The sequence below is a fragment of the Antribacter gilvus genome (assembly GCF_003946865.1).
GTDB classification, from domain to species: domain Bacteria; phylum Actinomycetota; class Actinomycetes; order Actinomycetales; family Cellulomonadaceae; genus Antribacter; species Antribacter gilvus.
On the sequence record NZ_QXTH01000004.1, the window covers coordinates 109,069 to 123,085 of the forward strand.

Sequence of the window (14,017 nt, forward strand, 5' to 3'; positions counted from 1 at the left end):
CAAGGACTGCGCTCTGATCTGACACGCTTGGCCCTGTGACCGATCAGCTCAGCAGGACCGCATGACCGCAATGACCGACGAAGTCGTCCATATCGTCGTCATAGGCGTCGCGGGCTCGGGGAAGACCACCGTCGCGCTGCTTCTCGCCGAACGCACCGGACGCCCCTACGCCGAGGCGGACGACTTCCATCCCCCGAAGAACGTCGCCCTCATGGCCGCGGGCACGCCGCTGACCGACGCCGAACGCTGGCCCTGGCTCGAGGCCCTCCGCGCCTGGCTCGACGCGCAGAGCGACGCCGGCAGGTCCACCGTGATGACGTGCTCGGCGTTGCGCCGGCCCTACCGCGACCTGCTGCGGACCGCACGGGGGCGGGTGGTCTTCGTCCACCTCGACGGCGCACGCGAGATCCTCCAGCAGCGCATCACCGGCCGCAGCGGGCACTTCATGAAGCCGGAGATGCTTACCAGCCAGCTCGCGGCCCTCGAGCCGCTGGAGCCGGACGAGGACGGGTTCGTCGTGGACCTGGCACTGACCCCCGAGGAGATCGTCGCGCAGATCCTGGAACGCGTCACCGCAGTGTGATCCCGGTCCGCCCCCACGGACCAGGACCACACCCGGTGCAGTCCGGGAGAGACGTGGGCCGTCCTCCTACGAGGGCGACCTCCGTCCCGCTCCCGGTGGGATCCTCCTGTCAGGCCATCCCCCAGCGATGTCCTGACGATCAGATCCCTCTGACGCAGCCTTCCGACCGAGACCGCGGGCCACCCCCCAGTGATGTCCCGTGGCAGGCAGCCGGAAGGCTGCGTCAGATGCCGACCGGCGCCTGCGCGGTCACGCGCGCAGCCACCGGTGGCGCAACCGGAGCGCCGCCAGGCCCGGCGCCACGAGGGCGAGGGCCAGGGCGGGCAGCCCCGAGCTCTGAGTGCTGGTCTCCGCCGTCACGGCCGGCAGGCCACCCGCCACGAGCGCTGTCCTGCAGCGCGCGTCGAGCACATGTGCACATGTGGTTCTCCTGCTCCGGCTCGGGCGTCGGCCGACGGCAGTTGCCGTCGGCCGCGTGCCGCGTCCCGTGGACGCGGGCCAGCCGGGTCAGGCAGGAGAGACAGGAACCTCGAAGAAGGTGCAAGGGTGCTCGGCGCGCGACTCGGCCGAGGCGACGAGCCAGGAGCGCGAGGCGGCCTCTGCGAGGCCCGCGAGGACTGCCGGGACGTCGAGGCCTGCGGCACGGAGCGGAGAACCGCTCGACGTGCCGCTGCTGGGCACCTCGCCCGAGTCGTGGGGGAAGGACAGCGGGCCGGGGTACCTGGCGGCCCCGAGCCCCCCCTCCCCTGCCGGGTTCGCGACCACCGTGGCGGCCGCCAGGAGAGCGGCCCGCATCCGCTCTGCCGTGCCGCTGTCCGCGGCGGCCCCGGCAACGGTCGAGACCTCCCTCGCGGGAGCGACGACGGCGTCTGTCGTCCGGGTGGCAGGAGCGGCTGGGGCCTGCCGGTCGACGACATCTGCCGCGACGCCTCGCACTCCGACTCCGGCCCCGGCCCCGACTCCGGGCACCGCCCGGCTCCCGACCCCGACTCCGGGCACGACGCCGACTCCGGGCGCGACCGGAGCGCCGGACGCGGGTCGCCCGCTGCCGGGGGCACCACTGGCGGGCGGCCCACTGGCGGGCGGCCCACCGCCTACGCCGGGCGCAGACGGGCGCCCCGGCTGCGGCGCGCCCAGCCCGTCGACGAGGCCTAGGGCAGTCCGGACGACCGGGGCAAGCGGAGCGGTGACCGGGCGGACAGCATCGCCCACCGGACGAAGAACCGGATCCAGCACCGGCTTCAGGGCCTTCCCGACGGCGGGCGCCACCACCGGCTCCACCACGCCGACGACGGGGTCGGTGACTGGCCGTACGCCGTCCGCCACAGGACTGGCGAGCCGACCGGCCGCGCGAGCAAGCGGCTCGGCGAGCTCGGCGACCGGCGCGACGACATCCTCGAGGACAGGGGCGAGTGGCTCGGTGACCGGCGCCGCGGTCTGCGGCACCTGGTCGACGGCGGGCTGGATCACCGTCTCGACCGCGGGCGCGGCGGGCACGGGCGCAGCGGGCGCCGCAGGAGCAGCGGGCGCCGCGGCCTGGTTCGCCGGATCCGCGGGCTGCGGCGCCGGCGCCGGCGCCGGAGCGGGAGCGGGAGCCAGAGCTGCCGGAGCAGCGGTCTGGGGTTCCGTCGGCGCCGCGGGCTGAGCCGCCCGGGCCGACGCGGTGGCCACCGGAGACGTCACCGCACCCGTGGTGCTACCTGCCGGGTCGCCAGGGCCATGGGCCGCCGCGAGGCCCATCCCGACGCCAAGCCCGCAGGCCGACAGGAGGGCAGTGCCGGCCGCACGCACGAACCAGCGGCGAAGGCGCGAACGCCCCACCTCGCGGCTCGTGCTGCTCGCCATGTGCCCCCCTGCACTGTGACGCCGGACACAAAAGTTAACAGGTCTCAATCTGCGCTCGTCGCGCCGCGAGCGCAACTGATGAACCGGGGTTTCTCGGGGTGAAACTCGCCAGACGACACGCCTGGTCGCAGGCGCAATCGGCACGTGAGACGCCGTATCGGCGCGCCCGCCGGGACACGCCGTAGCCGGGTCCGGCTATGAGACCGTCGCGCCGAAGGCCAGTCCGAGCAGATACGTGACCAGCGCGGCGCCGAGCCCGATCGCGAGCTGGCGGAGCGCCCGAGTGAGCGGCGAGGTGCCGGACAGGAGCCCGACGACCGCCCCCGTACCGAGGAGGGCGATACCGACGAGTGCGCTCGCGACCGCGACGGCGACGCCACCCGACAGGCCGAAGAGGTACGGCACGACGGGGATCAGCGCCCCGGACGCGAAGAATCCGAAGCTCGAGAAGGCAGCACCCCACGCGGTGCCGTGCGTCTCGTGGTCGTCGCCCGCACCGGCGTCGCCCGCGAGGTCCTGGGGCGTCCCACCGGCCAGGCCTGCGAGCACCTCGTCGGCGTGCGCCTTGGCGTCGGCGGCCTCCAGGCCGCGAGCCCGGTAGACGAGGGCGAGCTCGTTCGCGTCCACGTCGAGGTGCGGCAAGGCTGCCGTGGCGTGCGGTGACGGCGACGACGCCTCGAGCAGCTCGCGCTGCGAGCGGACGGACACGAACTCGCCGGCCCCCATGGAGAGCGCCCCGGCGAGCAGACCCGCGAGACCGGTCAGCAGCACCGTCGAGTGCGCCGCTCCGGACGCTCCGATGCCGAGCACGAGCGCGAGGTTCGACACGAGCCCGTCGTTGGCGCCGAACACGGCGGCACGGAAGGTCCCCGACATCCGGTTGCGCCCCCGGGTGGCCAGCCCGCGGACCACCTCCTCGTGGATCCGCTCGTCGGCGGCCATGGTCGCGGTCGCGTCGGCCTCCGCCTCGTAGGCCGACCGGGCCTCGGCCCGCTGGGCGAGCGCGAGCACGAAGACGCCGCCGAGCCGCCGGGCCAGGAAGCCGAGGGACCGCGACCGCCAGTCGCCGCGGAGCGGCCGGCCCACGTCGTTGCCCAGCAGGTCGAGCCAGTGCTGCTCGTGGCGCTTCTCCGCCTCGGCGAGAGCGAGAAGGATGTCGCGCTCCTCTCCCTTCCGGCGGCTGGCGAGGTCCCGGTACGCCGCGGCCTCGGCCCGCTCGTCAGCCAGGTACTGCCGCCAACGGCGCAGGTCGGCGGGTGTGCGGGGGCGTGCTGGATGCTGTCCCGCCGACCGCTCGGCCGGGCTGGGCGAGTGCGAAGGCATGCCGCCATGATCGCAACGAAAGGCCCCGCAGGGGTTTCGTGCGACCGAACTGTCGGTCACGGGATGCACAATGGTCGCCGTGATCATTGTCAGCACCGAGGGATCGTGCCTTCGCAACCCGGGCGGCGCGATCGGTTGGGCGTGGATCGACCACGACGGCGGGCGCTTCGACTCGGGCGGGGCGGCGACCGGCACCAACCAGGTCGCGGAGCTCACCGCCCTCCTGCATGCCATCCAGGCCCATCCAGGCGCCGAACCCCTGCTCGTGGAGTCCGACTCCCAGTACGCGATCCGCTGCGCCTCCGAGTGGGTGGCGGGCTGGAAGCGCAAGGGCTGGCGCACGGCGTCCGGCGAGCCGGTGAAGAACCTCGAGCTGGTCCAGTCCATCGAGCGCGCCATCGCGGACCGGGAGGGGCCGGTCCGCTTCCACTGGGTGCGCGGTCACGTGGGCAACCCGTTCAACGAGCGCGCGGACCAGCTCGCCGGCCTCGCCGCCCGCGAGTGGGCGGCGGGCCGGGGCGAGGTGGACGGCCTGCTCGTGGGCGACCTGGTCGCCGCGCCCGTCCAGGCCACGGTGCCCGACGGCGGGGCGCACCCCGAGCGGTCGGCCACCACGGGCGCCGCTACCACCACGGGCGCGGCACCGGCCGCGACGGCTGCGGCGGCCGCGCCCGCGTGGGAGTCCGCGACGCTCTTCGACTAGGCCGCGGCCAGGTCAGGCGGGGACGAGCGCCTTGTCCCCGGACCCTGCCGGGAAGCGGCCGGCCGCCGGGGTGACGTCCTCCTCGGAGGCGACCCATCCGGCGTCGGGCGCAGGCGGCGCGGCGACGGGAGGTGCCGCGACGACCTTGCGAGCCGGCGCGGCCTCGGTCTCGGCCACCGCGTCGGGCATCTCGAGCCGGTCGGCGACCACGCGGGCGCGCTGCGCCATCGCGTGGGCGATCGCTACGGACTCGCCGAGGTAGTTCGCAGGGTCGATGAGGTGACGGATCTCGGCCTCGTCGAAGTACGTGGCCACGACCTCGTCCTGCGTGAGGAGATCGAGGAAGGGGAGGTCCTTGCGGCCGGACTCCTGTGCCACGGCGAACACGACCTCGTGCGCCTTCTGCCTGCCGATCCGCTCGCCCAGCTCCATCATCAGCGACTCGGAGCCCATGAGGCCCGCCGAGAGCGCGAGGTTGGCGCGCATCCGCTCCTCGTCGAGCTCCAGCCCGTCGAAGATCACGACGAGGCGCGACAGGATGTCGCCCGCGAGGACCGACGCCTGGGCGGCGACGTCCTCGAGGAGGGCGGTCATGGCCCCGTTGGCCTCGTGGTCGTGCAGCATCGACTCCAGCGCCGGCGCCGCCAGGGCCCGGAGCTGGGCGCTGGTGGACTGCAGGTCGAGGGCGAGCTGCGGGTTCCGCTTGTGCGGCATGGTCGAGCTACCGACCGTGCCGTGCGGGATGGGTTCGAACGCCTCGCCGAACTCCGGCTGCATCAGCGAGTAGATGTCCTTGCCGATCTTGCCCGACGTGCCGGCGAGCTGACCGAGAACCAGGACCAGCTCGACGATGCCGTCGTTGATCGCCCGCGAGGGCACCGGCATGGTGCTCAGGTCGAGGATCCGGGCCACCCGGCTCTCGACGTCGCGGCCCGCGGGGCCGAACGACGCGAACGTGCCCACGGCGCCGCCCATGAGAACCCGGAACAGCCGGTCCTCGAGCCGCTCGAGCCGGTCCACGTGGGCGGTCATCTCGTCGATCCAGACCGCCACCTTGAAGCCGAAGGTGATCGGCACGGCGTGCTGGCTGTGCGTGCGGCCGGCCATCGGCACGGCGGCGGAGGAGTCGGCCTGCTTCGACATGGCGCGCAGCACCTGGGCGATGAGGCCCTTGACCCGCGTGTGGGCGTCCCTGAGGACGAGCACGTCGGCGGTCTGCGTGATGTTCTGGGTGGTAGCACCCCAGTGCACCCAGCCGCCGTGCTCGCGGCCGACGACACGGGCGAACTCCTCGATCAACGGCACGAGCGGGTGGCTCGCCGCCGCGGTGGCCGCCGCCACGCGGCCCAGGTCCAGCTTGTCGAGCTGCGCGGCGGCGCAGATCGCCCGGCCCGCGGGCTCGGGGATGAGTCCTACCTCTGCCTCGGCCTGCGCGAGAGCTGCCTCGACGTCGAGGCGCTTCTGGAATCGGTTCTCGACGCTGAACAGTGCGGCGATCCCGGCATCGGGAACGCGGCCGTCCGTGAAGTGTCGAAACGATTCGGTACTCATGCGTGGATACCCCTGTGATTCTTGGACTCGATGATGGGTCGTGGTTTCGGTGACGGGTCCTGCACGTGCTCAGCCCTTCTCCGCTCCGGAGGTCAGGCCGCCGGCGAGAAATTTCTCCGTGGCGAAGAAGATTGCCACTACTGGCAGGGTCAGCACAATCGATCCGGCCATCAGGGTGGCCGGCGGAGTCTCGAGCGCATTGGTCAGCTGGGCGAGGCCCAGGGAGACGGTCCACCTGCTCCGGTCCTCCACGAGGAACAGGAGGGCGAAGAGGAACTCGTTCCACGCGATCATGAACACGAACAGTGCGTTCGAGACGATGGCCGGCAACGAGAGGGGCAGGATGATGCGCCTGATGATGCCGAGCCGACCGAGTCCGTCGAGGGCTGCTGCCTCTTCGAGCCCGACCGGCACCGTCTGAAAATAGTTCTTGAGCATAAAGATCGCGACCGCAACCGTCTGTGACACGTAAACAACGACGAGCACCCAGATGTTCCCGCGAAGGCCCAACCGGGTGAATGCGACGAACAGCGGAACGGCCAGCAAGATTCCTGGAAACAGGTACACAGCAAGGAAAAGGCTGCTCACCTGACGCCTGCCGAAGAAGTCCAGCCGGCTCACCGCATAGGAGCCCGGGACGGCCACGAGAAGGGTGATCAGCACGGTCGCCACCGCGATCACCGCGCTGTTGAGCATCAGTCGCGCAAAGTCCTGACCTCCGCTCTCGAGGGGCAGGAGGACGTCGACGTAGGCGTCGAGCCGCACCTCGTCGAGCGCCGGCCAGAAGCGCGCCGGGTCGCGCTGGAGCGACGCGATGTCGCGGGTCGAGAGGACGAGGACGTAGAGGAACGGGAACACCGCGGCGAGCAGCAGCGTCCCCGCGACGACCGGGCGCAGCACCTTCAGGACGCGGAGCTCGATCGCGTTCCGGGACCGGGTGAATTTTCGCGCCGGTCGGGAACTTCTCACAATGTGGACAGATTTCGTCCCGTCCCGGGAGACCGTTGCCTCGGTCACGACTCACCTCCGCGTCGTCCGGCCAGCCGGAGGTACGCCGCGATGAGCACCGCCAGGACGATCGCGAGCAGCAGCGCCTGCGCGGAGGCGGCCCCGACGTCGCCGCGGCCCACCAGGTAGTTGTAGACGCCGACGCTCACCACCTGCGTCCCGGCGCGCCCCTCCGTGAGGAGGTAGACGTCGTCGAAGGTGTTGAACGTCCAGATGAAGCGCAGCACCGTGAGCACGGCGACGATCGGCACCAGCTGCGGCCAGACGATGTGGCGGAACGACTGCGTCGGCGTGGCCCCGTCCATACGGGCCGCCTCCTCGATGTCGCCCGGCAGCGCCTCGAGCCGGGCAGTGAGGAAGAGGAAGGCGAACGGGAACGTCCGCCACACCTCGAACGCGATCACCGTCGACAGCGCCACAGGCACGGTGAGCTCGAGGCCGAACAGCCCCACCGGCGCCGATCGCTGGGTGAGGAAGGCGACCGGACGCTCCCAGCCCAGCAGCGCCTGCCCCCACGCGTTGACGAGGCCGTACTGCGGGTTCAGGAGGGTACGCCAGGCGAAGGTCGTGGCGACGATGGGCGCCACGTACGGGAGCAGCAGGAGCGCCCGCACCAGGCCGCGGCCACGGAACGGCTTGCGCAGGGCCAGGGCGGCGACGAGCCCGACCACGATCGCCCCGGCGGTGCCGATCACCGAGTACGCGAACGTGGCGCCCATCGACTCCCACAGCCGCCGGGAGGAGAGCACCTCCACGATCGAGGCGGTGGAGAAGTCGCCGAACAGCGGGGCCCGCGCGAGCTCCACGAGGCGCAGGTCCTTGAACGCGAGCAGCAGCGACCAGAGGATCGGCGCCACCACCAGGACCACCACGATGACGACGCTCGGCAGCACCAGGCCGAGGCCCGCCCGAGCCTCGGCCCGGGCGAGCGACGACCGGGGCGGGACGCCCGCACGGGCGACCCGCGAGCGTCCCCGGGTGGTCACCCGATCGAGTCCTGGATCTCGCGCACCTGCTCGGCCGCCTGCTGTGCAGCCTCCTCGGGAGTGTTCGCGTCGGTGAGCATGTCGTTCATGGCGTTCTCGACGGGAAGCTCGCCCAGCATCGCGCCGAGCAGCTCGGCGTGGCCCTGCCGGACGCCCCACCACAGGGCGTCGCCCTCGGGGTTCGTCAGGGCCTCGAGCACGTCCGGCGGGTAGAAGTCCGCGAGGGTCTGCTCCTTGGCGGTGCCGATCGGCAGCGCCTCCCAGCCGTCGAGGTACTCGGTGGGGTTCTCCTCGGTGCCGAGCCGGTCCGGGACCTTGCCCTCCGGCGCCATGGAGAGCACGTCCAGGTAGCGGTCGCTCATCGCGTAGGTGACGAAGTCTGCGGCCTCGGGATCGGCGGTCACCGTGATCGCCCAGTCGCTCTGCATCCGGAACTGGCCGCGCACCATGCCGTCGGAGCCCCCGATGTCGGCGACGACCCCCGAGTTCTTCGCCAGGAAGGCCGGGTCCGCCGCGCACTCCGGGCAGCTGGGCACGAAGTTCTCGTGCTGCCCAGCCAGCTCGTCGAGGAGGTACGACGAGTACATCGCCATGGCCGCCTGGCCCGACAGGTAGCTTGCGCGCACGGCGTCCCAGTCCTGCTCGCCGGCGAAGGAGTGCTCGGTGATGAGGTCGTCGTAGAAGGTGAACGCCTCGACACACTCCGGCGCGTCGAGGGTGACGGTCCCGTCCTCCTGGACCAGCTCGCAGCCGTTCGCAAGGGCGAGACCCTGGAAGTCGCCCTGCTCGGTGGTGAAGCCGGCGAACGGCGTGACGCCGGTGCCCTGCAGCTCCTCAGCGGCGGCCATGATGCTGTCGTAGTCGGTGGGCGCGTCGAGGCCCGCGGCCTCGAAGAGGTCGGTGCGATAGAAGAGGACCGTGGGGTACGAGTCGCTCGGGACGGCGAGGAGCGTGCCGTCCACGGTGGCGAGGTCCAGGGCAGCCGGGTTGAACGTGTCCACGCCGAGGGTGTCCACGATCTCGGCCGGTGCGTCGGTGTTCAGCAGCTCGTTCGCGGCCATCGCGCCCACGCCGTCCAGGCCGAGCGCCGCCATGACGTCGGGCAGGTCGCCCGAGGCGGCGCTCGACACGAGGAGCGCGTTGAACTGTGCCGCGTCGACGGGGACCACAGCGGTCTCGACACCCGCGTCGGCGCCGAAGTCGGCTGCGATGTCCTCGAGGATCGCCACCCGGTCCGGGTTGTCCTCGAGAGTCCAGATGGTCAGGGTGCCGTCACCCTCGGCGGTGTCCCCGCCGGCTTCCCCGCCGCACGCGGCGAGTCCTGCCGCCGCGAGCGCCACCGCGCCGATCGCTCCAACCGCTCGGAAAGATCTCATGCCACGCTCCCCCTCGAGTCACGGATGTTCCTCGTCGAGGGTAGATCGATCTGGGCGGATTGTTCAGGATCCGGGGCGGCGCGCCTGCGGTGGCCGGAACGGTGGCCGGAACGGTGGCCGGCACCGCGGCGGCATTACTCCGGGATCGCGCAGACCCCGTCGATGCAGGTGGCGGCGTCGTCGCCCATCATGTGCAGCTGCGGACCCTCCTTGTGGGGCGCGGCGGCCTCGGCGGCGCTGATGTCCATCAGGGTGACTCGGCGAGGGTTCGCGATCGAGCGGTACTGGCTCTCGTGGTTGTCCGTCATGTCTCCTCCTCGGGGATGTGAGGGTCGGGCTACGGTGCTCGGGTGCCCACTGCTCTGTGGGGGTCCTCAGTGTCGGTGATACCGAGTCGCGTCGTCTACAGGACAGCGTGTGAGGTCGGTCGCACCGGTCCTCGGGTCGCCGGTCTCACGCCGAGACGCGGTCGGCGAGGACCTGGTCCAGCACCTGCACGAAGACGTCCGGGTCCTGTGCGCCGGACACGCCGTACTTCCCGTCGAGCACGAAGAACGGCACTCCGTTGATGCCGAGGGTGCGAGCCTGCGCGATGTCAGCGGCGACGTCGTCGGCGTACCGGCCGTCCGTCAGGGCCGCCACCGTCTCGGCCCGGTCGAGGCCCACCTCCGCGGCCAGGTCGGCGAGGTCCTCGACGTGCCCCACGTGCCTCCCCTCGGTGAAGTAGGCGAGCAGCAGGCGCTCCTTCATCTCGTACTGCACGCCGTGCGCCTTGGCGAGGTGCAGCAGCTCGTGCGCCCGCAGGGTCTTGGTGTGCCGCACGTCGTCGGCACGGAAGTCGAGCCCTTCGGCGGCCGCGAGCGCCGCGACGTGCTCCTGCATCTGCCGGGCCTGCGCGAGGGGGATGCCCTTGTGGCCGGCGAGGAACTCCGTGACGGTCCCCTCGAAGTCGACGGGGGTGTCCGGCGAGAGCTCGAACGAGTGGTACTCGACGGTGACGTCGAGGGCGCTGCCGTCGCGCTCGGCGATGCGCGCCAGCGCCGACTCGAAGCGGCGCTTGCCGATGTAGCACCACGGGCACGCGACGTCGGACCAGATGTCGACCTTCAGGGTTTCGCTCACGGATGTGCCAACCTCCGGGATCGTCCGTGGATTCCCCGGAACCTTTCGTACCTTTCGCGCGTGTTGTTCCTGTGAGAGGGCTTACCGCTCCTCGCACCCCCGATGAAGGGACAACCATGCGCACCAGAGCAGGTGCCGCAGCAGCGGTCGCTACGGCGATCGTGCTGGGCGGAGGGACATGGAGCGCCGTCGCAGCGCCAGGCGGGGGCCTCGAACCCGCAGCGGTCGCCGGGGCGCCCGGCGCCACGACGGCCGCACGAGCGGCTGTCACGCTCATCACCGGTGACCGGGTCATGATGACCACGCAGCCGGACGGCCGAAGGTCGGCATCGGTGTTCCCGGCGCCCGGCCGCGAGGGCATCGCCTTCCGGCAGCTGGACGACGGCGACCACCTGTACGTGATCCCGGCGGACGTGGCCGACCTCGTGCCTGACCGCCTCGACCTCGCGTTGTTCGACGTCGCCGGGCTGGTCGCCGCCGGCTACGACGACGCGTCGCGCGACACCCTGCCGGTCATCGTGCAGGCCGAGGCCACCATGGGCATCGCCGCACGTGGCGCGACAGGGAAGCCCGACTGGGCCGCGGCGGGCCTCTCGCCGGACCGGGAGCTCGAGTCGGTCGGCGCGATCGCGGACGACCTGCCGCGGGGCAGGGCAGCGAAGCTTCTCGACGCCCTGCGGACCGCGGACGCAGGTGCCCCAGCCCAGCGCTCGGCGGCGGCGACGGGCGGGCTGCGGGTCTGGCTCGACGCCCCGGTACGGAGCACCGACGCCGACTCGATCCCCCAGATCGGCGCTCCCGAGGCCTGGGCGGCCGGGTACACCGGCGCGGGAGTCACGGTAGCGGTGCTCGACACGGGCATCGACGCGACGCACCCCGACCTCGACGAGGTGGTGGTCGGCGAGGCCGACTTCACCGAGTCGGGCGGCGTGACCGACGGCCACGGCCACGGCACGCACGTCTCCTCGATCGTCGCCGGGTCGGGCGAGGCGTCCGACGGCACGAACCGCGGCGTGGCGCCCGACGCCGACCTGCTGGTCGGCAAGGTGCTCGACGACGGAGGCTCCGGCGAGCTCTCGGGCGTCATCGAGGGCATGGAGTGGGCAGCCGCTGCCGGTGCCGACATCGTCAGCATGTCGCTCGGCGCGTCGCAGTACACGGACGGCACCGACCCCGGCGCCCTGGCCGTGGACGCCCTGAGCGCGCAGTACGGCACGCTCTTCGTCATCGCCGCGGGCAACGACTACGGCTACGGGACCATCGCGTCGCCCGGCTCCGCGTCGTCGGCCCTCACGGTGGGCGCCGTGAACGACGACGACCAGGTCACCGAGTTCTCGAGCCGCGGCCCGCGCGCCGGGGACTACGCGATCAAGCCGGACGTCACCGCTCCCGGCGAGGGCATCGTCGCCGCCCGCGCGGCGGGCACCACGATGGGGGAGGCCGTCGGCGACCACTACGTCGCGGCGAGCGGCACCTCGATGGCCACGCCGCACGTGGCGGGCGCCGCGGCGGTGCTCAAGCAGGCTCGTCCCGAGCTCACCGGCTCGCAGCTCAAGACGGTCCTCATGGCCTCCGCGCAGCCCACGGGCGGCACGGTCTGGGAGGAGGGCGCCGGGCGGATCCACCTTCCGTCGGCCATCGCGACGCAGCTCACGACCGCGCCGGAGACGCTGTCGCTGGGCGCCTTCGAGTACCCGCACGCCGGCTCGTCGTCGGGCACCGTCACCTATACGAACCCGACGGACGACGAGGTGACGCTCGACCTCACGGTCGCCGTCAGCGGTCCCGAGGGCGAGCCTGCCGAGGGCGCCACGCTCTCGGCGGAGACCGTCACGATCCCCGCGGGTGGCACGGCGTCCGTCGACGTCACGGTGGACCAGGGTCCGGGGTCGGTCGGCCGCTACAGCGGAGCCGTCCTGGCGACCGCAGCCGACGGGACCACCGTGCGCACCGCGCTCGGCTGGTACAAGGAGCCGCAGCTCTTCGACCTGACGGTCCGGGGCATCGGCCAGGACGGCGCCACGTGGGACGGCAGCGCGTTCGTGGCCGTCGCGAGCGTCGAGGACATGAACGCGTTCATGCAGTTCGGCGAGCTCGCCGACGGCGAGCTGACCTACCGCGTGCCCGCGGGGACGTACTCGGTGAGCGGTGACCTGTACCGGATGACCGAGGAGTACGTGATCACGGAGCTCACCTCGGCGATGAAGCCTGAGGTCGTCATCACCGGCGACACCGTCGTCTCGATCGACGTGCGCGAGGCGGAGCCGGTGAGCGTCAGCACGCACAAGCGCGCAGACCTCGAGTTCGTGGCGTTCGGAACTGACCGCATCGACGTCGTCGGCAACAGCCTCTCGTCCATGATCGTGGTGGAAGGGACGGCAGACATCAGCCTGACCCCGACCGAGCCGGTCACCGTCGGCGAGTTCACGCACACGACACAGGCCTACCTGGAGGAGCCGACGACGGGCGACGAGGCGCCGGACTACTCGTACACCCTCGTCCACCGGCAGGACGGCGCTGTCGAGGACACCGCCTTCGTCTCAGACCGGAGCAACACGGCCGAGGTCAGGACGAGCTACCACGAGCTGGGCCCCGACATGGCCGCCCAGATCGCCCGCATGGGGTTCGGGCCGAACGGCTCGGGCATGGGCATCGGCGTCCTGGTCGACACGCCGTCGGTCCGTACGGAGTACCTCTCGTCCGGAGACATCGAGTGGGGTGCCGACACCTTCCTGACCGAGAACTGGTACGACGGCGTCGGCGGGTTCATGACCACGTCGTTCGACGTCTACGAAGCCGGCAAGAAGTACGAGGAGTCGTGGTTCTCGTCGGTGGTCTCGGGCGGGTACAGCGGGGGTGTCGCCTACCAGGTCGGCGACAGGCTCATCGCCTCACTGCCGTTCTGGAAGGACGCCGAGGGCCGCCCCTACGTCAGCTTCATCGACGAGATCGACGCCGAGCTCCGGTTCCGCCTCTGGCAGGACGGCGAGCTGGTCGCCGAGAACGCCGACGCCTTCGCCGACGTGCAGGTGCCCGCCGACGGCGCCCGCTACCGGATGGCGCTCGACGCCGCGCGGGAGACGCCCTACTGGGCGCTCTCGACCGACGTGAGCACCGCGTGGGAGTTCGACACCGCGCCTCTCGGCGAGGAGGAGGGGGCCACGCTGCCGCTCCTCGACGTCACCTACGACGTCAAGGGCCTCGACGTCACGAACTCCGCTCCGCGGAGCACCACGGTGACCCTCTCCGTGGCGCACGTCGTGGAGACCTCGGGCACGGTGGAGAGGGTCCGCGCGTGGTGGTCGTCCGACGACGGCGCCACCTGGCACCGGGCGCCGGTCTCCGCGACCGGTGACGGCGTGTACGCGGCGAAGGTCAAGGCACCGCGCGGCACCGATCACGTCTCGCTGAAGGTCGAGGCGTGGGACGAGGCCGGGTCCACGATCGAGCAGACGATCGTCCGGGCGTACGCGGTCGACTGACCCGCAGCATGGACTGACCCGCAGCCGGGTGGCGCGCC

General features: G+C 71.9%; 12 protein-coding genes. 3 read left to right on the forward strand and 9 right to left on the reverse strand.

The window, feature by feature from the left end:
• Nucleotides 1–61 precede the first annotated feature (61 nt).
• The gene (locus tag D1350_RS08235; RefSeq protein WP_125775517.1) at nt 62–583 is read left to right on the forward strand and encodes a gluconokinase; all 522 of its coding nucleotides are present in this window, start codon (nt 62–64) and stop codon (nt 581–583) included.
• 249 nt (nt 584–832) lie between these two features.
• On the opposite strand, the gene D1350_RS24735 is transcribed toward D1350_RS08235, so the two are convergent.
• The 3 genes from D1350_RS24735 to D1350_RS08245 all read right to left on the reverse strand — a co-directional run bounded on the left by D1350_RS24735 (nt 833) and on the right by D1350_RS08245 (nt 3,751).
• Nucleotides 833–964 carry a hypothetical protein gene (locus D1350_RS24735; RefSeq protein WP_276313719.1) on the reverse strand — a complete coding sequence of 44 codons (132 nt, stop codon included), beginning with the start codon at nt 962–964 and terminating at the stop codon, nt 833–835.
• Nucleotides 965–1,090: 126 nt separating this feature from the next.
• On the reverse strand, nt 1,091–2,428 hold the full coding sequence (locus D1350_RS08240; protein ID WP_125775518.1) for a hypothetical protein: 1,338 nt from the start codon (nt 2,426–2,428) through the stop codon (nt 1,091–1,093).
• Between the two features lie 195 nt (nt 2,429–2,623).
• Nucleotides 2,624–3,751 (reverse strand): VIT1/CCC1 transporter family protein, encoded by a 1,128-nt coding sequence (locus D1350_RS08245; protein ID WP_125775519.1) that lies wholly within the window; start codon nt 3,749–3,751, stop codon nt 2,624–2,626.
• A gap of 70 nt (nt 3,752–3,821) precedes the next feature.
• Here D1350_RS08245 and D1350_RS08250 point away from each other — a divergent pair, with 70 nt between their 5' ends.
• Entirely contained in the window at nt 3,822–4,454 is a 633-nt protein-coding gene (locus D1350_RS08250) for a ribonuclease H family protein (RefSeq protein ID WP_240643963.1), read from the forward strand.
• A gap of 12 nt (nt 4,455–4,466) precedes the next feature.
• On the opposite strand, the gene D1350_RS08255 is transcribed toward D1350_RS08250, so the two are convergent.
• The 6 genes from D1350_RS08255 to D1350_RS08275 form a co-directional block, all read right to left on the reverse strand.
• Nucleotides 4,467–6,005, reverse strand: a complete 1,539-nt coding sequence (locus D1350_RS08255; RefSeq protein ID WP_125775521.1) for a class-II fumarase/aspartase family protein — start codon at nt 6,003–6,005, stop codon at nt 4,467–4,469.
• 69 nt (nt 6,006–6,074) lie between these two features.
• Entirely contained in the window at nt 6,075–7,022 is a 948-nt protein-coding gene (locus tag D1350_RS08260) for a carbohydrate ABC transporter permease (protein ID WP_240643964.1), read from the reverse strand.
• Nucleotides 7,019–7,999, reverse strand: a complete 981-nt coding sequence (locus tag D1350_RS08265; RefSeq protein ID WP_125775522.1) for a carbohydrate ABC transporter permease — start codon at nt 7,997–7,999, stop codon at nt 7,019–7,021. Before D1350_RS08265 ends, D1350_RS08260 begins: the two co-directional genes overlap by 4 nt.
• Nucleotides 7,996–9,375, reverse strand: coding sequence for an ABC transporter substrate-binding protein (locus D1350_RS08270; protein WP_125775523.1), 1,380 nt, complete (start codon nt 9,373–9,375; stop codon nt 7,996–7,998). The genes D1350_RS08265 and D1350_RS08270 overlap by 4 nt, the downstream gene beginning before the upstream one ends.
• A 134-nt stretch (nt 9,376–9,509) precedes the next feature.
• A complete protein-coding gene (locus D1350_RS23625) occupies nt 9,510–9,683 on the reverse strand; it encodes a hypothetical protein (RefSeq protein ID WP_164545075.1) in 174 nt (57 codons plus the stop codon).
• Between the two features lie 145 nt (nt 9,684–9,828).
• Nucleotides 9,829–10,497 carry a DsbA family oxidoreductase gene (locus tag D1350_RS08275; RefSeq protein ID WP_125775524.1) on the reverse strand — a complete coding sequence of 223 codons (669 nt, stop codon included), beginning with the start codon at nt 10,495–10,497 and terminating at the stop codon, nt 9,829–9,831.
• Nucleotides 10,498–10,613: 116 nt separating this feature from the next.
• Between D1350_RS08275 and D1350_RS08280 the strand changes: the two genes are divergently transcribed.
• The gene (locus D1350_RS08280) at nt 10,614–13,979 is read left to right on the forward strand and encodes a S8 family peptidase (RefSeq protein WP_164545076.1); all 3,366 of its coding nucleotides are present in this window, start codon (nt 10,614–10,616) and stop codon (nt 13,977–13,979) included.
• Nucleotides 13,980–14,017 lie beyond the last annotated feature (38 nt).